Below are 23,793 nucleotides of genomic sequence, written 5' to 3'. Positions count from 1 at the left end.
GAAAATATGGTACGATGGAGTAGGAAATCCGAACTTCTTCTTGCCGGGACAATTGATTGACTGCTATTATAATTAAATGTGATGTTAGAAGATGGAGGGCTTGCAGTGAATTTTAAAGAACGAGGATTATTAATCGTTTTGTCTGGACCGAGCGGTGTCGGAAAAGGGACCGTTTGCCGTGCTCTTCGCGAGGAAGAGGACAACAACCTTCAATATTCGGTGTCGGCGACGACCCGAAAACCACGTGAAGGGGAAGTTGAAGGAGTGCATTACTTCTTCAAATCGAGAGAAGAGTTCGAACGGATGATCGAACAAAAAGAACTGCTTGAACATGCCGAATTTGTCGGTAACTATTACGGGACGCCTGTAGAGTGGGTGCGTGAAACGCTCGAAAGCGGCCAAGATGTCATTCTTGAAATTGAGGTGCAAGGGGCGTTCCAAGTGAAGGAACTTCTCCCAGAAGCCGTCTTTTTATTCTTGGCACCACCAAGTCTTCAAGAACTTCGCAATCGTCTCATCGGACGAGGCACGGAGTCAGAAGAAGTCATTAAGCAACGCCTGCTCGTCGCGCGTGAAGAAATCGAGTTGATGGACGCCTACGATTATGTCGTCACGAACGACGAGGTCGACAAAGCCATCGATCGAATTAAAGCGATCGTGACAGCCGAGCATTGTAAACGTGAACGTGTTGCGTCACTCTATAAAAAAGCCATGATGGAGGTCATTTAATGTTATACCCTTCGATTGATGCCTTACAACGTACTATCCCGTCAAAATACACGATCGTTACGGTCGCTGCAAAACGGGCGCGTCAGATTCAAGATGGAAAAGCACCGAAAGTCGCCGAGCCAAAATCATATAAGCCGGTCGGTCAAGCGTTAGAAGAACTATTTTCGGGTGATACGACAATCATCGTGAACGAAAAAAACAACGGATGAAGTGTGACCCAAGTCGTTTGCGACTTGGGTCTCATTGTCTATAAGGGGGAGTTTGGGAATGGTGAAGGATCGTACTATTTTATTATGTGTGAGTGGTGGCATCGCCGCCTACAAGGCGTGTGCGCTCACATCGAAATTGGTTCAAGCCGGAGCGAATGTTCGCGTCGCGATGACGAAATCGGCGGAACAATTCGTAGGTCAGGCGACCTTCCAGGCGCTCAGTCGCAACCCGGTCTATACGGACGTTTTCGAAGAGCATGACCCGACAAAGATTGCTCATATCGATGTCGTCGACTCGAGCGATTTGATTGTCGTGGCTCCGGCGACGGCAAATACGATCGCAAAATTGGCGAACGGGATTGCGGATGACTTCATTACGACGTCCGTTTTGGCTGCGAAATGCCCGGTCATCATCTCACCGGCGATGAATGTGAACATGCTCGAACATCCTGCCACTCAGCGGAACATCGAGACGTTAAAATCATACGGCTATCAGTTGATTGAACCCGGTGTCGGCAACTTGGCTTGCGGATGGATTGGCGGGGGACGTCTGCCCGAACCGGAAGACTTAGTTCGCATCATCGAAAGCCAATTCGTTCCGAAACTATATCTTGGAAAAGATGTCTTGATCACGGCTGGCCCGACTATCGAACGCATCGACCCCGTCCGTTACTTATCCAATGATTCGTCAGGGAAAATGGGCGTCGCACTCGCTGAGGTGGCTCGTGACATGGGTGCCCATGTCACGCTCGTCCACGGGCCGCTCCAAGTTCCTGTCCCGGAAGGCGTGACAGCGGTTCCCGTCAAGTCAAGTGAGGAGATGCTGCGCGAAGTGACAAGCCGTTTTGAGGATTCAGACCTCGTCGTGAAATCAGCGGCAGTTGCGGATTATCGTCCAAAAACGATTCATTCGGAAAAACATAAAAAAGTCCACGGTCCACTTACGATTGAACTTGAAGAAACGACAGACATTTTAAAATCACTCGGTGAGAAGAAGACCCATCAAGTGTTGGTCGGATTTGCTGCTGAGACGGAACGACTCGAGGAGCACGCGGCAGCTAAGCTGAAGCGAAAAAACGTCGATTACCTTGTGGCGAACGATGTGTCTGGCAGTGACGTCGGATTCGGGGCGGACGACAATGAAGTCGTCTTGTTCCAAGCTGACGGGACGTCACTTAGACTTCCGAAACAATCGAAGAAAGCGTTGGCGTTCGAGTTGCTCACACATTTTAAGGAAGCGGTCCAATGATTGCACATGTACATGTCGATGCACCGGTGATCACGATTGACCGTCCGTTTGATTATGAAGTACCTGAACAATTTGAAGCTTTGATTGAACCGGGCATGCGCGTCTCCGTCCCATTCGGCTCACGACGTCTCCTCGGAATCGTTGTTGGTACGTCAGATGGGATGAGGGAAGGATTGAAACCGTTAGAAGCGCTGTTAGATGAAGAGTCTTCACTCACTGACGAACTGCTCGCTTTATCCATCCATGTGAAAGAGACGACACTTTGCTTTCGTTCATCCGCCCTGCTTGCGATGCTTCCGGCCGCGCTCAAGGTCAGTTATGACAAAGAAATCAAAGAAGGACAAGTCCCTGATGGGGTCCGCCTCGGAACGCATTTATCGGAGTATCCGAAAGAAGTTCAGTCAGTCATTCTAGGACTCGCTAAAAAAGGGGAGCTGACCTTAGCACCCGTCTTAAAAGAAAAGAAGACCGTTAAGACCGACGTCGTCGTCGAACTCCTCGATGCGACAGTCGTCTCGAAACGTGCGAAAAAACAACTAGAAGCGGTCCGCCAACTTGAGGAGACCCCACGCATGTATTGGTCGGCACTTCGCCAAATTGGGCTGACTCGCCCACAACTGCAGAAACTTGCGGAACTCGGAGCGGTTCGATTGACCGAGGTCGAGTTGAATCGTGACCCGTACGCGACAATCGAGCAAGTCGAGGAATCGGTTCAATTGAACGACAGTCAAGCCAACGCGGTTCGGGCCATTCATGAGGCTGACGCGGGTGAGACGTTACTCGTCCACGGTGTGACGGGAAGCGGGAAGACCGAAGTCTATTTAGAGTCAATCGGACAAGTCATCGATGAAGGGAAACAAGCCATCTTACTCGTTCCCGAAATCAGTTTGACTCCGATGATGGTCAAACGCTTCAAACGTCGTTTCGGCAATCGGGTCGCCGTGCTGCATAGCGCTCTGTCTAAAGGTGAGAAGTACGACGAGTGGCGTAAGATTAAACGAAATGAAGTCGACGTCGTCGTTGGTGCCCGTTCTGCAATCTTTGCCCCGCTCGACCGACTCGGTCTCATCATCTTAGATGAAGAGCACGAGACGACGTACAAGCAAGAGGAAAATCCTCGTTATCATGCGCGCGATGTTGCCATCTGGCGGTCCCGCTATCATGGGTGTCCCGTCGTGTTGGGCAGTGCGACCCCTTCACTTGAATCGTATGCTCGGGCACAAAAAGGCGTCTATCACTATTTGCATTTGAAAGAACGGTATGGTGGAGAGATGCCACCGGTCCACATTATCGATATGCGCCGTGAATTGGCGAAAGGCAATACGACGATGTTCTCGGAAGAATTGTTCCAAGGGATTCTCGACCGGATCGAGAAAAAAGAGCAGTGCGTCATTTTATTGAACCGTCGTGGATTCACGACGTTCGTCATGTGCCGGGACTGCGGGGAAGGCATGACATGTCCGCATTGTGCCGTCAATTTGACATATCATCAATATGGAGATCGGTTGAAGTGTCACTACTGCGGTTACGAGGTCGGTATGCCTTCGACGTGTCCATCCTGCAATAGTAAGAAAATCAAACAGTTCGGGTCGGGCACACAAAAAATCGAGACGGAACTGTTGAACCGGATTCCAGAAGCGCGCATCATCCGAATGGACCAGGATACGACGTCTCGAAAAGGTTCACATGAGCAGTTGTTGCGTCGTTTCGAAGAAGGGGAGGCCGACATCTTACTTGGCACGCAGATGATTGCCAAGGGGCTCGACTTCCCAAACGTCACCCTCGTCGGGGTACTCGCGGCGGATGCGACACTCGGGATGCCTGACTTTCGGGCGACCGAACGCACCTTCCAACTTGTCACGCAAGTGGCAGGAAGAGCCGGGCGCGGAAAACTTCCGGGTGAGGCGTTCGTCCAAACGTATAACCCGGACCATTATGTGATCGAGACTGCGAGTGAACATGATTATGAGACATTTTTCGACAAAGAGATGGGACTCAGACAAGTCGGAAATCATCCTCCTTACTGGTTTTTAACGCTCGTCACGTTTTCGGCGGAAAATCCCCTTGTCGCCAAGGCCGAGGCAGAATTGTTCGCATCAGACTTTTTACAAGCGCACGTGGAGAATAGTCGCTTGAATGGACCGATGCCGGCACCGTTATCGAAATTGAAGAACGCCTATCGTTATCAAGTATTCATTAAAACAAAACAACCCGAAGCACTCTATGTGGAGCTGGCACGATTACAGCAAGCGAGAGCCAAAGCAATCAGCAAGAAAGAATATCAAATGAGTATCGATGTGAACCCATACGTATTCATGTGAGGTGGAGAGACATGTATAAAGTAGTAGAAGTACCTAATGACATTTTGCGCGTAACGTGCGAACCAGTGACAAAGTTTGATAAAAAATTGCGTCAGACTGTCGACCGATTGTTTGATACGATGTATGAGTATGACGGAGTTGGTGTCGCGGCACCGCAAGTCAATTTGAACCAGCGGCTCGCGGTCGTCCATACCGATGATGAGACGGGACCGCTCGTCTTGATCAACCCGGAAATCATTGAAACATCCGGTCGAGAAGTTGGACTAGAGGGATGTTTGAGCATCCCAGGCGAATTCGGATTCGTGGAACGACACGAGTCGATCGTCGTCAAGAATCAAGATTTGAAAGGGCGGACACATACGATTCAAGCGAGCGGCTTTTTCGCTCGTGCGATTCAACATGAGATGGATCATTTGGATGGCGTCTTGTTCACAGACAAGCTCGCCGTCCCGAACCCTGGAAAAGACAAACGCATCGTCTTCATGGGGACGCCGACGTTCGCCGTATCGGTACTTGAGCGACTGCTTGAAGAAGGATACAATGTCGTAGGTGTCGTATCGCAACCGGATAAACCGGTCGGGCGAAAACGTGAACTTAAGCCGACTCCAGTAAAAGAGTGTGCGCTTCGTCACGGTATTCCCGTGTTGCAGCCTGAAAAAGTGCGCACAGACTATGCAGAAATTTTAGAGCTGAAGCCTGATTTGATTGTGACGGCGGCGTACGGACAAATCGTGCCGACCGCCTTACTAGAAGCCCCACCTCACGGAGCCATCAACGTACATGCCTCCCTCCTTCCGAAATATCGCGGAGGTGCCCCAATTCATCAAGCCATTCTTGATGGGGAGTCGGAGACTGGTGTGACGATCATGTACATGGTCGACAAGTTAGATGCAGGGGACATGATTGCCAATACCATCGTACCTATCGAAGAGACGGATACAGTCGGGTCTTTATTTGATAAACTGGCTGTAGCAGGAAGCGATCTTCTCATCCGTACGCTTCCGGCCTTCTTGGAAGGGTGGATTGAGGCGGTGCCTCAAGACGAGCGAGACGTGACGTTTGCTCCGAACATCAGCCGTGAGCGTGAACAGATTGATTGGACGAAGCATGGCGAGTCCATCTACAACCATATTCGAGGAATGAATCCATTCCCGACGGCCTATTCAACGCTTGAAGGCGAACGAGTGAAATTGTTCATGGGAGAAAAAACGACAGGAACGGGACAGTCGGGAGAAGTCATTCGTCTGGAAGAAGACGGATTTGTCGTGGCGACAGGGAACGACGTCGCAATCAAAGTGACCGATTTGCAACCCGCAGGTAAGAAACGGATGGATGGTGCAACCTTCATGCGTGGCGCCGGACAAAAGCTACGGATTGGCGACCGATTAGGAGGAACTCATGAACGTACGTGAAGCAGCGCTTGATACGCTGATGAAAATTGAACAGGGCGGCGCGTATTCGACGATTGCCGTCAATGATACATTGAAACAAAAAAAAGTTGCCCCAAAAGATGTCGGTCTCTATACCGAACTCGTATATGGGACGCTCAGTCGCAAAGGGACGCTCGATTATATTTTGAAAGACCGTATCCGTTCGCCGAAGAAGCTAGATAAGTTTGTCCTCCCGCTTCTTCGGATGAGCGTTTATCAACTCTTCTATCTTGATAAAGTACCCGACCGGGCCGTCCTACACGAGGCGGTCGAAATCGCGAAGAAACGAGGTCATCACCTCGGAACGAGCAAATTCGTAAACGGGGTGTTACGAAATGTGCTTCGGGAAGGGTTTCCGGACTTTAGTGGCTTGACCGATGCAGAACGAATCGCCATCGAGCACAGTCATCCGGAATGGCTCGTATCAGATTGGATTGAGTTATATGGTGTGGAAACGGCAGAAGCGATTTGCCGATTAAACAATGAACCTGCTCCTGTTACGATTCGGGTCAACCGAAAGCGTATTTCAGTGGATGAGATGATGAACCGGTTGGCTGACGCTGGCGTCATGACGTCACGTTCTGAACTATCTGCTGATGGACTTGTCGTAGAGTCTGGTAATGTCCATGCGACCCCGTTTATCGAGGAAGGCCTTCTATCGATTCAAGATGAGAGCTCCATGATTGTCGCGGATGCACTCAACGTGTCGAAAGACGATGTCATCCTAGACGCATGTGCCGCGCCAGGCGGCAAGGCGATGCATACGGCAGAGCGAATGCAAGGTGGATCGCTCACCGCGCTTGACCTTCATCCACATAAAGCAAAATTGATTGATCAACAAGCCAAACGTCTACACATCAATGGAGTGACCGCACTTGCCCTTGATGCTCGTTTAGCAGGTGAACGGTTTGAAGAAGAAAGCTTTGACCGGATTCTTTTAGATGTCCCTTGTTCGGGCCTTGGCGTCATTCGTCGAAAGCCGGATATTAAATGGACGAAGGACAAAGCTCAACTCGAAAACTTACCAAAGATACAAAGACAAATCATTGATGCCGTATTGCCACTGCTCAAACCAGGTGGTACGCTAGTTTACTCGACATGTACAATCGACCCGTCTGAAAATGAGACGCAGGCTGACTATATTCTGTCGAAAGGGTTGATGTGGGACGAAACGCTCAAAGGTCGTCTCCCACAATCTGTTCGTCCGATGATGGAATCGGACCGTGCTGAACTAAAATTATTACCGACGACATTCGGGACCGACGGCTTCTATATCGCCGCATTTAAGAAAGAGGTATAAAACATGAATCCAAAAGCAGTAGAAAAGAATCCACTCGTAGGCGCAAAACCGTCACTCTATTCGTTGACGTTTCCAGAACTTGAGGCATGGGTGATCGAGGCAGGAGAAAAGGCATTCCGTGCGAAACAATTATATGATTGGATGTACGTCAAACGGGTCACGACTTTTGATGATATGACCAACGTTCCGAAAGCGCTTCGAGACAAATTAGAGGCATCGTTCCAATTGACGACGTTAAAAGAATTGGTCAAGCAGGAATCCCAAGACGGCACAATCAAGTTCTTGTTTGAACTTCAGGACGGGTACTCAATTGAAACGGTACTCATGCGTCACGAATACGGAAACTCGATTTGTGTCACGACACAAGTCGGTTGCCGGATCGGATGTACGTTCTGTGCCTCGACACTCGGTGGCTTGAAACGAAACTTAGAAGCCGGGGAAATCACAGCTCAAGTGCTCGACGTACAACGTGCATTAGACGCGACAGAAGAGCGCGTCGACTCTATCGTCGTCATGGGAATCGGCGAACCGTTCGATAACTACGATGAGTTAATGCGTTTCTTACGTACTGTCAACCATGACAATGGACTCAACATCGGAGCACGACACATCACGGTATCGACGAGTGGGATTGTTCCGAAGATTTACAAGTTTGCCGATGAAGGTATGCGAATCAACTTCGCCATTTCACTTCACGCACCGACGACGGAATTGCGTACCAAGCTCATGCCGATCAACCGTGCCTTTGACTTGGACAAGTTGATGGATGCGGTCCGTTATTACACAGAGAAGAGCGGACGTCGCATCACGTTTGAATATGGACTCTTTGGTGGTGTCAACGATACGGAAGAATATGCCCATCTCTTGGCAGACCTGTTAAAAGGAATCAAATGTCACGTCAACTTGATTCCCGTCAACCATGTACTCGAACGTGACTATGTACGGACACCGCGAGCTCAAATCTTTGCCTTCGAAAAAGTGCTCAAAGACCGCAATGTGAACGTGACAATCCGTCGCGAGCAAGGGTCGGACATCGATGCCGCTTGTGGACAGCTTCGAGCGAAGGAGCGCGAACAAGAAACGAGGTAATCAGAAAGATGGAATTAGCATTTCGAACAGATCGTGGACAAGTACGCACACAAAATGAAGATGCAGTTTTAATCTTAGGTGATGCCATAACCGGGATTGCCCTGGTTGCAGACGGAATGGGTGGGCATGCAGCGGGAGAGGTTGCGAGTCAAATCGTGATTGAAGAGTTTAGACGGGCGTTCCCGTCTCTCCCGACAACCCCTATCGAAATCGAACGATGGTTCCGCCACCACATCGATTTGGCGAACGATCAAGTGTTGCAATTTGCGAAGCAGTCCAATCTTGTCATGATGGGAACGACTGTGGCAGCTGTTTGTTGGAATGAAGAGACGGTGGTCATCGTCCATATCGGAGATAGTCGCGTCTATGCGCTCCAGGCGAATGAGTTAAGACGTCTTACGGAGGACCATTCTTACGTCAATGTGCTCAAACAACTCGGTGAATTGACGGAAGAAGAGATGCGGGTTCATCCGAAACGAAATGTCATCACCCGGGCAATCGGTTCAAGCGAACAAGTCGAACCTGACGTGCAAGTGCTCGCTGACCCTGAGTTTGATGTGATTTTAATTTGTACGGATGGATTGACGACACACATGACCGATGTGGCGATTCAACACGTATTACAACAAACGGCATCCGCCGAACAAAAAGCGGAGCAACTCATTGCAGAAGCCAATCAATTGGGAGGGAGCGACAATATCACGGTCGCCCTCGTTCAATTCACAGATAGAAAGAGAGGATGAATCCGATGCGAAGCGGAGAACGAATCAACGATCGTTATCGGATCGAACAACAAATCGGCAGCGGAGGCATGGCAAATGTCTACCGGGCTCATGACGAGATCTTAAACCGAACCGTCGCCATCAAGGTGTTGCGATCTGAATTCTCACATAACGAACAATTTATACGTCGGTTCGAGCGAGAAGCCCATGCGGCTACGAGTCTGAACCATCCAAACATCGTGGCGATCTATGACGTCGGCGATGAAGAAGATTTGTACTATATCGTCATGGAACACGTCGATGGGGTGACGTTAAAACAATACTTGCAAGAGGAATACATATCTGTCGATGAAGCGCTACGCATCATGGGACAGATTTGTGATGCGATTGACCATGCCCATGCGAATCGAATCATTCACCGTGATATCAAGCCGCAGAACATGATGATTGATCAGCACGGTAACGTGAAGGTGACTGATTTTGGGATTGCCGTGGCGATGTCGAATGCGACGTTGACGCATACGATGTCTGTGCTGGGCTCGGTCCATTATTTCTCACCTGAGCAAGCACGCGGTAAATTTGCTGATGAAAAGTCAGATATTTATTCGCTCGGTGCCGTACTGTACGAATTGTTGACAGGTCGTGTCCCGTTCATTGGCGAGACACCGGTCGCCGTTGCGCTTCAACATTTGCAAGATGACCCGATTCGACCGATGGACTTGAATCCGAATATTCCACAGGCACTCGAAAACTGCGTCATGCAAGCATTGTCGAAGTCACCAGGTGCCCGTCATGTTTCGGTCGCAGCCTTTAAGAAAGACTGCATGACGGCATTAAGCCGTGAACGCGCCAATGAGCCGAGACGTGTTCCGGCCAGTCAGGATGAGTTCGATCAAACGCTCGTCATGACACCGGTCATACCTGAAGAAAAACCAGAGACGCCAGTAACACCGACTCCGGTCACAGCGTCTAGTGAGCAAGAACCTGAAGCGGTGACTCCAGTCAAAAAGAAGAAACGCAAATGGTGGATTTGGATTTTACTCGTGTTGATCCTGATTGGAGGGAGCATTGCGGCATACGTGGTCGCCGATGAAATGTCACGAGCCATCGTTCCGGATGTCGTTGGAATGAGTATCGGAGATGCCACTTCTGAACTTGAGAATGCCGATTTCGTCGTCGAAGTGACGGAGCGGGCGAGCGATGACGTCGAAGAAGGTGAGGTCATTTCGCAAAACCCACAAGAAGGGCGTAAACCAAAACGAGGCACGACGGTGACCATCGTCGTTTCGGCCGGGAAAGAAACCGTCGAAATGCCGAATGTGGAGGGATTGTCCCAAACAGCAGCTGAACGCATGTTAAAAGATCTGGCGTTCAGTGACCTTGAAATCAAAACAGAAGCTTCGGAAACAGTCGCTAGCGGAGATGTGATTTCGCAATCGCTCGACCCAGGCGAGGAGGTCGTTCCTTCAGAAGTGACGGTGACGCTCGTCGTGTCGACAGGAAGCAACAAAGTCGAACTGTCGAATCTCGCGGGATATACGTTTGATGAGGCATCGACTTATGCCGATCAAAACAAGTTAAAAATCGTGAGACGGGATGAGTTTTCGACAAGTGTTCCTAAAGGTCAAATCATCCGTCAACTTCCAACGGCGGGTACGGCAGTCGATCCGGGAACGGAACTTACGGTCATCGTATCGGAAGGGGTTGAACCGACGGACGTCTCCATCGAACGTGAAGTGAGCGTCGAAGTCGAGCAACCGGAAAAAGACAAGAAACCGAAAGCCGTGGAGGTCGTGATTCGTACGGTCGATGCGCGTGGTGAAATTGAAGTGTTACGGGATAAAATCACAGAGACGACAACATACTCGTATACGCTCGTCATTGCTCCGGACGAAGTCGGGACCGCAACGATTGAAGTCGATGGTGAGATCGTCCGAACGGATTCAGTCACATATGCACAGGCCAAAGAGGCACAATAAAGAGGTGACGGTGTCGTCACCTCTTTTTTAAGGGAGGTAGTCATATTGAAAGGAACGATTATTCGTTTACAAGGCGGGTTTTATGATGTGATGACCGAGTCGAATCAAGAGATTCGGTGTCGGGCGAGAGGGAATTTTCGGAAACGAAACATCTCACCTGTCGTCGGCGATGACGTTGTCATTCAAGATCAAGAAGATGGGACAGGCTATATTTTAGAGGTGGAGGAACGTCAAAACCATCTCGTCCGCCCACCAATCGCCAACATCGATCAGGCATTTCTACTTTTTTCTGTGAAAGAACCGGCGTTTTCTTATCATTTGCTTGACCGATTCCTCGTATTGATCGAATCCAAACAGATTCATCCAATCATCGTGTTAACGAAGATGGACCTACTCAGTGAAGAAGAGACCGGACCGATTCAAGAAGCGGTCGCCCGCTATCGTGCCATCGGATATGACGTGATTGAAACGTCGACGGAGCTTTCGGATGGGGTCGATCAAGTACGGGGACTCTTCAAAGAGAAGACGAGCGTGTTTGCCGGTCAAACAGGTGTCGGGAAGAGTTCGCTTTTAAACGCAGTCGCGCCTGAACTCGAATTGGCCACAGGGAAAATTTCCAAATCACTCGGTCGTGGGAAACATACGACGCGTCACGTCACGCTCATTCAATTGGCCGACGGGCTTGTGGCGGATACGCCAGGATTTTCTAGTCTCGAGTTTCCTCAAGAACTCGAGGCGGATGAACTAAGATGGTGCTTCCCAGAATTTGTGGAACGTCACGACGATTGCAAGTTCCGGGGATGCGTCCATATCAATGAACCGGGCTGTGCCATTAAACAAGCCGTAGAAGATGGCAAAATTGCTTCAACTCGTTATGAGAATTATGTTACCTTTATGGAGGAATTAAACGATCGTAAACGGAGGTATTGACAGATGATTAAAATCGCACCATCAATTTTAGCAGCCGACTTTGCCAATTTGGAGGCTGAAGTGAAAGCCGTTCAAGATGCGGGGGCGGATTATATCCATTTTGACGTGATGGATGGGCAGTTCGTGCCGAACATCTCGATTGGGCTACCAGTCCTCGCAAGCTTGCGCAAAAAATCAGACATGGTTCTCGATGTGCATTTGATGATTGATCAACCGGAACGCTATGTCGAAGATTTCGTCAAGGCGGGGGCAGACATTGTGACTGTTCACGTGGAAGCAACGAACCATTTACATCGAGTCTTGCAGCAAATCAAAGCGGCAGGGGCGAAATGTGGGGTCGTCTTGAACCCGCACACACCGCTCTCTACGATTGAACATATCCTTCAAGATGTCGATATGGTATTGCTCATGACCGTCAATCCAGGGTTTGGTGGACAAGCGTTCATTGAATCCATCGTACCGAAAATCTCGGCGCTCAGTCAGCTTCGCAAAGACCGTCAGCTCGATTTTGAAATTGAGATTGATGGTGGTGTCAACGAAGAGACGGCGAAACGTTGCATTGATGCAGGGGCAGATGTCCTAGTTGCCGGTTCGGCCATTTACAATCAACCGGATTATAAAGCAGCCATCGATAGCATTCGTGGCGCATCTCGTGTATAATCGACGGTAGAACAACAAGATAGAGTCGCAAGGGGTGTCACATGATGTGGCTGAGAGGCATACGCTAACCCTTTGAACCTGTTCCGTTCACACGGACGTAGGGATGTGGCGAAAATGCACGTTGCGAATCCAAGCAGCATGGCGTTTACGTCATGCTGCTTTTTGTCGTTCACACAATAAAGGAGGAAGAAAGATGAAATCACGTTTTAAATTACAAGCACTCATCGAAATTTCATTGTTCGCAGCGCTTGGGCTAGTTTTTGATTTACTCATCCCATATCGTTTGCCACAAGGGGGATCAATCAGTCTGGCGATGCTCCCGATCTTTGTGATGGCGTTTCGTCACGGATTGAAAGGGGGACTTGCGACTGGTGCGCTCGTCGGGACGCTTCAACTCTTGTTCGGAGCCTATATCTTTACGCCAGTTCAGTTCTTGCTCGATTATACGGTCGCGTACGGACTTGTCGGCGTGGCCGGCGTCTTTGCCGGACGTGTGAAACAGGCCGCTGGTCAAGGCGCGACGAAGACGCTCGCTACCTATTTGGTGCTCGGCGCATTGATCGGGTCGGCGTTGCGTTATGCGGCTCACGTCATCTCAGGGATTGTCTTTTTCGCTGAGTATGCGGAGGGTCCGGTCGTGGCTTATTCACTTGGCTATAACGCAACTTATATGGTTCCGTCGTTTGTCATCTCAGCCATCGTATTAGTCTTACTCTTCACGACAGCTCCGCGATTCACGCGTGTCGCGACACGGGACATTCGTCAATGAACATCTTGATCGTCGCGGCGAGTCCGGAACCTATTCCGGACTTACCACGTGATGCCGATTTTGTCATCGGAGTCGATGGCGGATATCAGAGATTATTAGATGAAGGGATTGATGTCGACGTCGTGGTCGGGGACTTTGATTCGTTTGTCGGAACACCTCCTGAGGAAGCGCTACGTTATCCATCTGAAAAGGATGTGACCGACCTCGAGATTGCGCTTCAGTTGGCAATCGATCAAGGGGCGACCCAGATGCACGTGTACGGGGCACTCGGTGGTCGAGTTGATATGACGTTCGCGAACGTCGGTCTACTCGAATCGTATCCGGGGATGGTTCTTCATGGGACGGGTCAAACGATTTTTCTCGCTCGGCCAGGAAGTTATGAGATTAAAAAACTAGATGAACATTACTTGTCTTTCATGCCTTGGAAAACCGCTACGATTTCAATTGATGGGGTCAAATATCCACTCGAGCGTCATCCGGTCCATAGCGCGCAAGCGTTGACCATTTCAAATGAATGGAGCGAAGAGCTTGCCTTGTTGACGGTTCATGAAGGAATGGCCCTCGTTATGCTCGTCAAAAAATAAGCAAAAAAAAATCCCATCGGCGAATGCCGCTGGGATTTATTCGTTCGTGTATAAGTATTATACGCGTTCAACGAGACCTGATTTAAGTGCGCGAGCTGAAACCCAAACGCGTTTCGGTTTACCGTCAACGAGAATACGAACTTTTTGTACGTTTACACCCCAAGTACGTTTTGTCTTGTTGAGTGCGTGCGAACGGTTGTTACCTGATTTAGGTGATTTACCTGTTACGTAGCATTTACGTGCCATGCGTTTCCCCTCCTTTTTTATGTGGGTTCGTCCTAATAGACACTCGTTTATATTAGCACGGCTTTTTTCCCGATGCAACTAGAAAATCATACCATGACAAGAAAAAAACTTGACATTACTCTCAAGGATTTGAATAATGAATGAGGTTATCGCGTTAATTGACCGAGATTCTGGAGCAGGTTCTTTTAATAACTAGGTACTTATTGTAGAATGTACATTAGGAATCATTCCGAATAAAGGAGGCTACTCCATATGGCAATTGAAATGAAGACAACATATGGCAATATTGACATCACAAGTGACGTCATCGCGACACTCGCAGGTGGTGCGGCGATGGAATGCTTCGGTGTGGTCGGCATGGCTTCACAGGCACAATTGAAAGACGGCATTGCTGAATTGTTAAAACGTGAAAATTACGCGCGTGGTGTCGTCGTACGTCAAGAGGATGAGGACGTACATATCGACATGCACATCATTGTAAGCTACGGGACGAAAGTATCTGAAGTCGCATACAACGTGCAAAGCCGAGTGAAATATACGCTCGGAGAAACTTTAGGATTAAACGTTTCGTCGGTAAATATATTCGTTCAAGGCGTTCGTCTGACGAATGACTGACGAAAACGGAGGAGGATTTGGTGTGGGTTTAAATCGTTTAGATGGCGTGGCGCTCTCAAACATGATCGCAAACGGAGCGGCCAACTTGAGCCAAAACGCAGATTATGTAGATTCGCTTAACGTCTTCCCGGTTCCAGACGGAGACACGGGAACGAACATGAACTTGACGATGACGTCAGGTGCGAAAGAAGTAGCAGCCATGAACTCATCTGATATCGCAGAGGTATCATCAAAGTTCGCTCGTGGACTCCTGATGGGAGCACGTGGAAACTCAGGCGTTATTTTAAGCCAATTGTTCCGCGGCTTCGGGAAAGCCGTTGAAGGTAAGACGGAACTCACGACAGTTGATTTTGCAGAAGCGCTCAAACGCGGTGTCGACACGGCATACAAGGCGGTTATGAAACCGGTTGAAGGAACGATTTTAACGGTTGCTCGTGAAGCGGCTGATGAAGCGCTCCTTGCGTCTGAGTCGACAAGTGATTTCACAGAGTTCATGAAACGTGTCATCGTCGAAGCAAAAGCTTCGTTAGACCGTACACCGGACTTGTTACCGGTGTTAAAAGAAGTCGGGGTCGTCGACTCAGGTGGTCAAGGACTTCTCGTCATTTACGAAGGATTCCTTGCGAGTCTTGAAGGAAAAGAACTCGAAAAACCACATACTCCGGTGATGGATGCATTGATTGAAGCAGAACACCATGCGCATGCGGCGCAAGGATTCATGTCGACAGAGGACATCGAATTCGGTTACTGTACGGAGATCATGGTTCGTTTCCAAGAGGACAAGCTGAAAGATACACCGTTCAACGAAGATGCATTCCGCAACGAGTTGTCTGAACTCGGGGACTCTCTTCTTGTCGTCGCGGACGAGGAGCTCTTGAAAGTCCACGTTCACGTCGAGACGCCAGGTGAGGTCATCACGAAAGGTCAGCGCTTCGGTGAACTCGTCGCAGTCAAAATTGAGAACATGCGTCAACAACACTCGACGATTCTTGAAGAAGAACACGGCGCCAACCAACACGGTGTTCAACAAGCGGAGAAGCCGAAAGCACCATTTGCCATCGTAACGGTCGCAATGGGTGAAGGCGTCAGCGAACTGTTCCGTTCACTCGGGGCGGCCCACGTCATCGAAGGTGGTCAGACGATGAACCCGTCGACGGAAGATATCGTCAAGGCGATTGAATCGGCACATGCGGAACACGTCTTCATCTTCCCGAACAACTCCAACATCATCATGGCGGCTGAACAAGCGGCGTCTGTCGCACCGTGCGGCGTGTCGGTCATTCCGACGAAGACCGTCCCACAAGGTCTTGCGGCAGCCATCGCATTCAATCCTGAAGCGGATGTCGAGATGAATGAACAAGCGATGAAAGCGGCAGCGGCGACAGTGAAGTCCGGTCAAGTGACGTACGCTGTTCGTGATACGAGCATCGATGGCGTTGAAATCAAAAAAGATGAGCACATGGCGATTGCTGAGAAGAAAATCGTTTCTTCATCTCCATCGAGTTTAGAAGCGGCTAAACGATTAGTCGATGCGCTCATCGACGCAGACGACGAAATCGTCACGATCTTAACAGGAGAAGGCTCTTCTGCATCGGACGTAGAAGCGTTGACGTCATATATCGAATCGGTGAACGACGAGATTGAAATTGAAGTTCACGACGGTAAACAACCGCTTTACTCTTATATTTTTAGTGTGGAATAAGCTGTTTCGAATCCCTACCTTCTGTATAATGAAGGTAGGGATTTTTGAAAGGGGGAAAAATTGATGAAATATCGTAGTGTGTTTGACATTATTGGCCCGGTCATGGTCGGACCGTCGAGTTCGCATACAGCAGGTGCTGCCCGCATCGGCTTGATGGCTGGTAAGTTGTTCGGGAGAACGCCGCGTACCGCGCACATCACATTTTATGGGTCGTTTGCTGACACGTATCGGGGACACGGTACGGATGTGGCCATCGTCGGTGGAATCATGGGATTCGATACATTCGATCTGAGAATCCCACAAGCGTTAGACATCGCCCGTGAAAAAGGGATCGAGGTCATTTTTGAGACGAGTGATCTGTTGACGGATCACCCGAATACGGCCCGGGTCTTACTCGAAGATGAATTGGGCACATTTGAGATTGTCGGGATCTCAATCGGCGGGGGAACGATTGAAATTACCGAACTGAACGGATTCCCGTTGAAACTGACAGGTGGGGGGCCTGCACTCGTCGTCTTGCACCATGATCGATTCGGGGCCATCGCGGCTGTGACCGGTGTGTTGGCGAATCACCAATTAAACATTGGTCATATGGAAGTGAGCCGCCATGAAAAAGGGATGCAGGCGTTGATGGCGATTGAGATTGATGAGACCATTCCTGCGGAAGTGTTAGCAGAGCTGGAACGGTTACCGCAAATCGAACGGATAGCTATTTTTGGGGAATGAGGAGAATGTGTGATGTTTAAATCAGTAGAGGAATTAGTGACGATTGCAACAGAACGGAATATCCCGATTTCTGAAGTGATGATTGAGCAAGAGATGCACGTCAGACGCGCCAGTCGCGAGGACATTATCGGGATGATGGACCGAAATCTTGAGGTGATGGAAGAAGCGGTCGAACGTGCACTCCAAGGTGTCACGTCGGTTACGGGATTGACGGGTAATGATGCCGTACTCATGCAAGAGTATATTCGTTCGGGCAAGTCGCTCGCTGGGGATCTCATTTTAGATGCGGTGTCGAAAGCGATCGGGACGAACGAAGTGAACGCGGCGATGGGACGAATCTGTGCGACACCGACAGCGGGGAGCGCGGGCGTCGTACCGGGAACATTGTTTGCGGTAAAAGATCGCCTTGAAATGGACCGCGACGCGATGATCCGTTACTTGTTCACGTCAGGTGCGTTCGGATTCGTCGTGGCGAACAACGCCTCGATTTCAGGGGCGGCTGGTGGATGTCAGGCCGAGGTCGGGTCGGCGACGGGCATGGCAGCCGCGGCCATCGTTGAAGCAGCTGGCGGGACACCGGACCAGTCGGCTACGGCATTTGCGATAGCCCTAAAAAATATGCTCGGTCTCGTCTGTGATCCTGTGGCGGGGCTGGTGGAAGTTCCATGCGTCAAGCGAAACGCCATGGGCGGTGCCAACGCTATTGTCGCAGCAGATATGGCGCTCGCGGGGATTACCTCACGTATTCCTTGTGACGAGGTCATCTCGGCGATGCATGAAGTGGGCCAAATGATGCCGACGGCCTTAAAAGAAACCGCTAAAGGTGGACTTGCCAATACACCGACGGCTCGTCGCCTCGAACGAAATATATTTGGAGCGAAAGAAGATGCAAAACAATGATCAACTGACGACGCTTAAAGGGGTCGGGCCAGAGATGGCCAAAAAGTTAGAAGTGATGGGACTTGTTCGAATCGAGGACGTGCTTGAGCACGTCCCGTTTCGTTATGAGAATTATAATAGTGGGACGGTGACGACGGCTGTGCACGGCGACCTCGTCAAATGGAGCGGGACAGTCCAAGGCGAACCGCTCGTTCGTTACTATAGTAAAGGGAAAAATCGTCTCCAGTTCCGGTTGTTACTCGAAGACCGATACGCCGTCCAAGTGACGATGTTCAACCGTGCCTTCTATAAAGAAAAATTGGTGATTGGGGAGACGGTGACGGTCAAAGGGAAATGGGACATGAACCGGATGACGATCAGCGCGACCGACCTTGAATTTGGTGCCCCGTCAGGCGGACTGCAACCGATTTATTCATTGCGTGCCGGACTGACACAAAAGAATTTCAGTAGAATCGTTAAACTCGCTTTTGAGCAGGTGAACGATCTGCCCGAACAGGTCCCGCATACTATTCGCGACCGATATCGATTAGTTGACCGGATGACGATGCTTCGTGGGATGCATTTCCCGGATACGGTTGAGACCTATAAACTGGCGAGACGAAGCTATGTCTATGAAGAGTGTCTCATGTATCAGTTAAAATTACAGGCGTTTCGTAAAATGGAGCGGTCAGGAAACGGTCGGGCCCTTCACCTCGATAAGCATCAATTGAATGAATTCGTCAAACGGCTCGCATTCCCGTTAACAGGAGCCCAGACACGGGTCATCCGTGAAATCGTATCTGACCTTGAAAAACCAGAACGGATGAACCGATTGTTACAAGGGGATGTCGGGAGCGGGAAGACCGTCGTTGCCGCGATTGCCTTGTATGCGACTGTAACGGCCGGGTATCAAGGGGCCTTGATGGTGCCAACAGAAATCCTTGCCGAACAACATGCGACATCGTTACAGGAATTATTTGAACCGTTTGGCATCACGATTGCCCTCCTGACGAGCTCAGTGAAAGGGAAGGCGCGCGAAGCGCTTCTGACGGCAATTCGATCGGGTAACGTCGACATCATCGTCGGGACGCACGCGCTCATCCAAGGACCGGTCGAATTTTCGAATCTACATTTGGCGATTACGGACGAACAGCACCGGTTTGGTGTCGAACAGCGGAAGAAGCTACGAGACAAGGCTGAATTCGCCGACGTATTATATATGACCGCGACGCCGATTCCGAGGACGCTTGCCATCAGTGCGTTCGGAGAGATGGATGTCTCCACGATTGATGAGATGCCAAAAGGACGAAAGCCGATTGAAACGTATTGGGCGAAACATGATCAAATCGATCGTGTGCATGCAATGGTCGATCGGGAACTCGCACTCGGCCGTCAAGCGTATGTGATTGCACCTCTCATCGAGGAGTCGGATACATTAGAAGTGGAGAGTGCAACGGCACTGTATGAGCTATTGAAAGAACGCTTCTCGAACTATGGCGTTGGCCTGATGCATGGAAAGCTATCGAGTACAGAAAAAGACGAGATTATGAAATCATTCGCCGATAATGCGACACAGATTCTCGTCTCCACAACAGTCGTCGAGGTAGGGGTGAACGTCCCGAACGCCTCTCTAATCATCATTCATGATGCCGAACGTTTCGGTCTCGCGCAATTACACCAGTTGAGAGGGCGTGTCGGTCGTGGTGCGCATCAATCATTCTGCATCTTGGTAGGAGACCCGAAATCGGATGTCGGGAAAGTCCGTTTGAAGACGATGACGGAAACGAACGATGGCTTTGTATTGGCAGAAAAAGATTTAGAGTTGCGTGGGGCTGGTGATTTCTTTGGAACCGCACAGAGCGGTCTCCCGAGTTTCCGTGTCGCCGATCCCGTTCTCGATTTGAAAGTGATGGAAGTGGCCATGCAAGATGCCGTGAAACTTCTCGGAAGCGACACATTTTGGCATGACGCCCAGTATGAAGGGTTACGTGGCTATTTGAAACAACTCGACCTTCTCGTTGGGGAAAGGTTAGAATAATACTTGAAAATGACGACTAAAGAATATATACTGCTATTAGTACCAGGTATTAAGTTCTTTAGCGATTAGTTTAGGAGGGAACTGAATGCGGGTACCTAAGAAAGAGCGGCAACGCTTGTTACAAGAAACGATTGAGCATAACCCGTTCATCAAAGACGAAGAACTGTCAAAGCAGTTTTCTGTCAGCATCCAAACAATTCGACTCGACCGGATGGAATTAAAAATTCCAGAAGTGCGGGAACGAATCAAACATGTGGCTTCCGAACATCTCGATGAAGTCAAATCGCTTTCAATGAGCGAGGTCATCGGTGATATGATTGACTTGAAGCTAGATGACTCTGCGATCTCAGTCCTCGATATAGAGAAAGAACACGTCTTTAGCCGCAACGAGATTGCCCGTGGACACGTCTTGTTCGCGCAAGCCAACTCGTTAGCGGTGGCGCTCATCAATGATGAATTGGCGTTGACCACTAAAGCGGATATTCGCTTTAGTCGCCAAGTCCATCTTGGAGAGCGAGTCGTTGCCAAGGCTCGTGTGATGAAACTAAGAGGGGACGGGAGAACGGACGTCACAGTTGAAAGTTATGTCGGTGAGGAGTGCGTCTTTGACGGCGACTTCACGATTTACCGACGTGGTGAGGAGGAGTAAGCATGAAGTTAGCGATTGATGCAATGGGTGGCGATCACGCACCGAAGGCGATTGTAGAAGGTGTGAAACGGTTCATCGCGCAATATCCGAATGAACCGATGGAACTCTTTTTAGTTGGTGATGAGGTGAAAATTGCCTCATACGGTCTTGATGATCCTCGTGTGACGGTTGTCCCAGCCAGTGAAATCATCACAGGTGAAGACGAACCGGTACGGGCGGTGCGCCGTAAAAAGGATAGCTCGCTCGTCGTGGCAGCTCAGCTTGTCAAAGAAGGAAAAGCGGATGCTCTCGTGTCTGCCGGGAATACCGGCGCATTGATGGCGGCGTCTCTTTTCATCATCGGGCGAATCCCAGGAATCGAGCGTCCGGCATTATCTCCGACGTTCCCTACATATACTGGTAGTGGTGTCGTCGTACTGGATGTCGGAGCGAATCCGGATGCAAAAGCTGAACACCTCGTGGATTATGCGATTATGGGTTCGCTGTATGCGGAACATGTCCGTGGCATCAAGACACCGCGTGTCGCTCTTCTCAATATCGGGACGGAAGCCGGTAAAGGAAATGCGCTGACAAAAGAAGCGTTCCCCCTCCTTGAACAGGCACCTGTCCATTTTGTTGGGAATGTCGAGGCGCGTGAAGCGATGTCAGGTGATGTGGATGTCATCGTGACCGAAGGATTTGCCGGAAACATCTTGTTAAAGGGTGTGGAGGGCTCCTCTTCGATGCTCATGAAGATGATGAAAGAACAATTCACGAGTGACCTTGTATCCAAACTCGCCGCTCTCATCTTAAAACCGAAATTGAGACGATTAAAAGAAACGTTGGATTATCGCGAACACGGGGGAGCCGGATTATTCGGGATCAATGCACCGGTCATCAAGGCGCATGGGTCGAGCGATGCACTCGCCATCATGAGTGCGTTGAAACAGGCGAAAATCATGGTAGATCACGATGTCGTTGAAAAAATCAAGCGTGCCAAAGCGATAGACTAAGCGAAAGCAGGTGAAGATATGGGGAAAGTAGCATGGGTGTTTCCAGGGCAAGGTTCCCAAGCCATTGGGATGGGACAAACCTTTTTAGATCATCCTGAAACGCTTCAAGCAATCGGACGTCGACTCGGATTTGACCTTCTTGAAGTCATGTCATCCGGGTCGAAGGAAGACCTACAAGAAACGGAAATTGCACAGCCGGCCATCGTGGCGCACGCTTCGCTCCTCGCGCAAGCCTATGCGAAGAGCGGTGCGGCACCAGATGTCGTCATCGGGCATAGTGTCGGTGAATATGCGGCGCTCGTCAGTGCGGGTGTAATCGATATTGAAGAAGCGACCGTTCTCGTCCGGGCGCGTGGACAGTTGATGTCTGAAGTGAAGGATGGAACGATGGCAGCAGTCGTCGGGATGACCGATCTTCAAGAAGCGCTTCATATCACTGAAAAAATCAGTGCGAGTGGGAATTTAGTTCAAATCGCCAACTTGAATTGTCCTGGTCAATTCGTGATTTCAGGGCATGTCGACGCGGTCGAACAAGCAAGCGTGGAATTGAAGGCTGCCGGTGCGAAGCGGGTATTGCCGTTAAACGTATCTGGAGCGTTCCATAGTTCCTACATGATGCCGGCAGCAACACGTTTCCAAGACGTTCTTGCCTCGTCGCCATTTAAAGCGGCTTCCATCGACTTGATTTCGAACGTGGACGCGGCGGTACATCGTGACCCTGAACAGTTGAAGGCGTTATTGACGAAACAACTGTATTCGTCTGTCCGTTTTGAAGAATGTGTGCGCAAGGCGATTGCAGACGGCGTAGACACGTTCATCGAGTTCGGCCCATCTTCACCGCTTTCAGGATTGATTAAACGAATCGACTCGAACGTTTCGATTCAAAAGGCGACCACGTTGGAAGAAGTCGCCTCGTTAGGAGGAGAAGTACGTGCATGATCAAGTGGCGATCGTGACAGGGGCGTCCCGGGGAATTGGGGCGGCCATCGCGAAACGTTTAGGGGAAGACGGCTTTCGGGTCGTCGTGAACTACTCGGGTAGTGAACAAAAGGCGAATGATGTCGTGGGCATGATCACGGATGCAGGCGGCGAAGCCATCGCCGTGAAAGCAGATGTATCCAATGCTGACGATGTCAAAGCGCTCGTCAAGACGACAGTCGATACGTTCGGACGCGTCGATTGTCTCGTCAACAATGCAGGGATCACGCGTGACGGGTTACTCATGCGAATGAAAGAAGCCGATTTCGAAGATGTGCTGTCGACGAACTTGAAAGGCGCCTTTCTGACATCGCAAGCCGTCACGAGACCTTTGCTCAAGTCGAAAGCAGGTCGAATTATCAACATCGCCTCGGTTGTCGGGATTACCGGCAATGCAGGACAAGCGAACTATGCGGCTGCAAAAGCAGGGTTGATCGGATTGACAAAATCAGTGGCGCGCGAACTCGCGGGACGTCACGTGACTGTCAATGCCGTCTGTCCAGGGTTCATTCAAACGGATATGACCGATGCCTTGACAGATGCGCAACGAGAGGCTACACTCGAGCAGATTCCGTTCAACCGTTTCGGACAGGTGGAGGATGTGGCGAACCTTGTCTCCTTCCTCGCTTCGGAACAAGCCGCTTATGTGACCGGACAGACGATTGCCGTCGATGGCGGCATGACGATGGCGTAAAAGAGAACTTTACCAACAGACTGACATTTAATATACTTACCTTTGGAGGGATTTTATCATGACAAAAGAACAAATTTTAGTAGACGTACAAGAAGCAGTTGCTGAGAAACTCGGGAAAGACGTATCTGAGATCACAGCAGACAAATCGTTCAAGGATGACCTTGGTGCGGATTCACTTGAAGTAATGGAAATGGTGATGGACCTCGAAGACAAATTCGACATCACGATCGAAGACGAAGACGCTGAGAAGCTTGCGACTGTTGGCGACGTAGTGGCTTACATCGAAACAAAATTGTAATCAAG

At 50.0% G+C, this 23,793-nt stretch carries 24 protein-coding genes and 1 riboswitch; of the genes, 23 read left to right on the top strand and 1 reads right to left on the bottom strand.

Features of this window, described 5'->3' with window-relative positions; genetic code table 11:
- Positions 1 to 81 precede the first annotated feature (81 nt).
- The 13 genes from gmk (at position 82) to KNO79_RS08310 (ending at position 13,971) form a co-directional block, all read left to right on the top strand.
- Positions 82 to 729, top strand: coding sequence for a guanylate kinase (gmk, locus tag KNO79_RS08370; protein WP_031421596.1), 648 nt, complete (start codon positions 82 to 84; stop codon positions 727 to 729).
- Positions 729 to 938, top strand: a complete 210-nt coding sequence (rpoZ, locus tag KNO79_RS08365) for a DNA-directed RNA polymerase subunit omega (protein WP_015881337.1) — start codon at positions 729 to 731, stop codon at positions 936 to 938. The genes gmk and rpoZ overlap by 1 nt, the downstream gene beginning before the upstream one ends.
- A gap of 58 nt (positions 939 to 996) precedes the next feature.
- On the top strand, positions 997 to 2,187 hold the full coding sequence (gene coaBC / locus KNO79_RS08360) for a bifunctional phosphopantothenoylcysteine decarboxylase/phosphopantothenate--cysteine ligase CoaBC (protein WP_214691072.1): 1,191 nt from the start codon (positions 997 to 999) through the stop codon (positions 2,185 to 2,187).
- Positions 2,184 to 4,508, top strand: a complete 2,325-nt coding sequence (priA, locus tag KNO79_RS08355; protein WP_214691071.1) for a primosomal protein N' — start codon at positions 2,184 to 2,186, stop codon at positions 4,506 to 4,508. Before coaBC ends, priA begins: the two co-directional genes overlap by 4 nt.
- An 11-nt stretch (positions 4,509 to 4,519) precedes the next feature.
- Positions 4,520 to 5,920, top strand: coding sequence for a methionyl-tRNA formyltransferase (fmt, locus tag KNO79_RS08350; protein WP_159562071.1), 1,401 nt, complete (start codon positions 4,520 to 4,522; stop codon positions 5,918 to 5,920).
- Positions 5,907 to 7,238, top strand: a complete 1,332-nt coding sequence (gene rsmB, locus KNO79_RS08345) for a 16S rRNA (cytosine(967)-C(5))-methyltransferase RsmB (protein ID WP_214691070.1) — start codon at positions 5,907 to 5,909, stop codon at positions 7,236 to 7,238. The genes fmt and rsmB overlap by 14 nt, the downstream gene beginning before the upstream one ends.
- Before the next feature lie 3 nt (positions 7,239 to 7,241).
- Positions 7,242 to 8,327: a dual-specificity RNA methyltransferase RlmN gene (gene rlmN, locus KNO79_RS08340; protein WP_214691069.1), complete on the top strand. Its 1,086-nt coding sequence runs from the start codon at positions 7,242 to 7,244 to the stop codon at positions 8,325 to 8,327.
- A gap of 8 nt (positions 8,328 to 8,335) precedes the next feature.
- Positions 8,336 to 9,070 carry a Stp1/IreP family PP2C-type Ser/Thr phosphatase gene (locus KNO79_RS08335; RefSeq protein WP_214691068.1) on the top strand — a complete coding sequence of 245 codons (735 nt, stop codon included), beginning with the start codon at positions 8,336 to 8,338 and terminating at the stop codon, positions 9,068 to 9,070.
- Between the two features lie 5 nt (positions 9,071 to 9,075).
- Positions 9,076 to 11,028: a Stk1 family PASTA domain-containing Ser/Thr kinase gene (gene pknB, locus KNO79_RS08330; RefSeq protein ID WP_214691067.1), complete on the top strand. Its 1,953-nt coding sequence runs from the start codon at positions 9,076 to 9,078 to the stop codon at positions 11,026 to 11,028.
- Positions 11,029 to 11,070: 42 nt separating this feature from the next.
- Positions 11,071 to 11,958: a ribosome small subunit-dependent GTPase A gene (rsgA, locus tag KNO79_RS08325; protein WP_047795432.1), complete on the top strand. Its 888-nt coding sequence runs from the start codon at positions 11,071 to 11,073 to the stop codon at positions 11,956 to 11,958.
- 3 nt (positions 11,959 to 11,961) lie between these two features.
- Positions 11,962 to 12,618, top strand: a complete 657-nt coding sequence (gene rpe / locus KNO79_RS08320; RefSeq protein WP_214691066.1) for a ribulose-phosphate 3-epimerase — start codon at positions 11,962 to 11,964, stop codon at positions 12,616 to 12,618.
- Between the two features lie 20 nt (positions 12,619 to 12,638).
- Positions 12,639 to 12,739: riboswitch (TPP riboswitch) on the top strand.
- A gap of 72 nt (positions 12,740 to 12,811) precedes the next feature.
- The gene (gene thiT, locus KNO79_RS08315) at positions 12,812 to 13,387 is read left to right on the top strand and encodes an energy-coupled thiamine transporter ThiT (protein ID WP_031421608.1); all 576 of its coding nucleotides are present in this window, start codon (positions 12,812 to 12,814) and stop codon (positions 13,385 to 13,387) included.
- Positions 13,384 to 13,971 carry a thiamine diphosphokinase gene (locus tag KNO79_RS08310; protein ID WP_196430526.1) on the top strand — a complete coding sequence of 196 codons (588 nt, stop codon included), beginning with the start codon at positions 13,384 to 13,386 and terminating at the stop codon, positions 13,969 to 13,971. Before thiT ends, KNO79_RS08310 begins: the two co-directional genes overlap by 4 nt.
- A gap of 57 nt (positions 13,972 to 14,028) precedes the next feature.
- On the opposite strand, the gene rpmB is transcribed toward KNO79_RS08310, so the two are convergent.
- A complete protein-coding gene (gene rpmB, locus KNO79_RS08305; protein ID WP_015881349.1) occupies positions 14,029 to 14,217 on the bottom strand; it encodes a 50S ribosomal protein L28 in 189 nt (62 codons plus the stop codon).
- Positions 14,218 to 14,469: 252 nt separating this feature from the next.
- Between rpmB and KNO79_RS08300 the strand changes: the two genes are divergently transcribed.
- The 10 genes from KNO79_RS08300 (at position 14,470) to acpP (ending at position 23,788) form a co-directional block, all read left to right on the top strand.
- Positions 14,470 to 14,832 carry an Asp23/Gls24 family envelope stress response protein gene (locus KNO79_RS08300; protein ID WP_015881350.1) on the top strand — a complete coding sequence of 121 codons (363 nt, stop codon included), beginning with the start codon at positions 14,470 to 14,472 and terminating at the stop codon, positions 14,830 to 14,832.
- Between the two features lie 22 nt (positions 14,833 to 14,854).
- A complete protein-coding gene (locus KNO79_RS08295) occupies positions 14,855 to 16,534 on the top strand; it encodes a DAK2 domain-containing protein (RefSeq protein WP_214691065.1) in 1,680 nt (559 codons plus the stop codon).
- A 63-nt stretch (positions 16,535 to 16,597) separates the two neighbouring features.
- Positions 16,598 to 17,260, top strand: a complete 663-nt coding sequence (sdaAB, locus tag KNO79_RS08290) for an L-serine ammonia-lyase, iron-sulfur-dependent subunit beta (protein WP_078146679.1) — start codon at positions 16,598 to 16,600, stop codon at positions 17,258 to 17,260.
- A gap of 12 nt (positions 17,261 to 17,272) precedes the next feature.
- A complete protein-coding gene (gene sdaAA / locus KNO79_RS08285) occupies positions 17,273 to 18,160 on the top strand; it encodes an L-serine ammonia-lyase, iron-sulfur-dependent, subunit alpha (RefSeq protein WP_074037281.1) in 888 nt (295 codons plus the stop codon).
- On the top strand, positions 18,147 to 20,177 hold the full coding sequence (recG, locus tag KNO79_RS08280) for an ATP-dependent DNA helicase RecG (protein ID WP_214691064.1): 2,031 nt from the start codon (positions 18,147 to 18,149) through the stop codon (positions 20,175 to 20,177). The genes sdaAA and recG overlap by 14 nt, the downstream gene beginning before the upstream one ends.
- An 85-nt stretch (positions 20,178 to 20,262) precedes the next feature.
- On the top strand, positions 20,263 to 20,826 hold the full coding sequence (gene fapR / locus KNO79_RS08275; RefSeq protein ID WP_196430528.1) for a transcription factor FapR: 564 nt from the start codon (positions 20,263 to 20,265) through the stop codon (positions 20,824 to 20,826).
- Between the two features lie 2 nt (positions 20,827 to 20,828).
- Positions 20,829 to 21,818, top strand: coding sequence for a phosphate acyltransferase PlsX (gene plsX / locus KNO79_RS08270; protein ID WP_074037278.1), 990 nt, complete (start codon positions 20,829 to 20,831; stop codon positions 21,816 to 21,818).
- 18 nt (positions 21,819 to 21,836) lie between these two features.
- Entirely contained in the window at positions 21,837 to 22,757 is a 921-nt protein-coding gene (gene fabD / locus KNO79_RS08265; protein ID WP_214691063.1) for an ACP S-malonyltransferase, read from the top strand.
- On the top strand, positions 22,750 to 23,490 hold the full coding sequence (gene fabG, locus KNO79_RS08260) for a 3-oxoacyl-[acyl-carrier-protein] reductase (RefSeq protein ID WP_214691062.1): 741 nt from the start codon (positions 22,750 to 22,752) through the stop codon (positions 23,488 to 23,490). Before fabD ends, fabG begins: the two co-directional genes overlap by 8 nt.
- Positions 23,491 to 23,548: 58 nt before the next feature.
- Positions 23,549 to 23,788, top strand: coding sequence for an acyl carrier protein (gene acpP / locus KNO79_RS08255; RefSeq protein ID WP_074037274.1), 240 nt, complete (start codon positions 23,549 to 23,551; stop codon positions 23,786 to 23,788).
- The last annotated feature ends 5 nt before the right edge of the window (positions 23,789 to 23,793 follow it).

Source organism: Exiguobacterium sp. s43 (assembly GCF_018617255.1).
In the GTDB taxonomy this organism is placed as follows: domain Bacteria; phylum Bacillota; class Bacilli; order Exiguobacteriales; family Exiguobacteriaceae; genus Exiguobacterium; species Exiguobacterium profundum.
The sequence above is the reverse complement of the archived record's forward strand: the minus strand, read 5'-3'. Positions and strand labels throughout refer to the sequence as shown.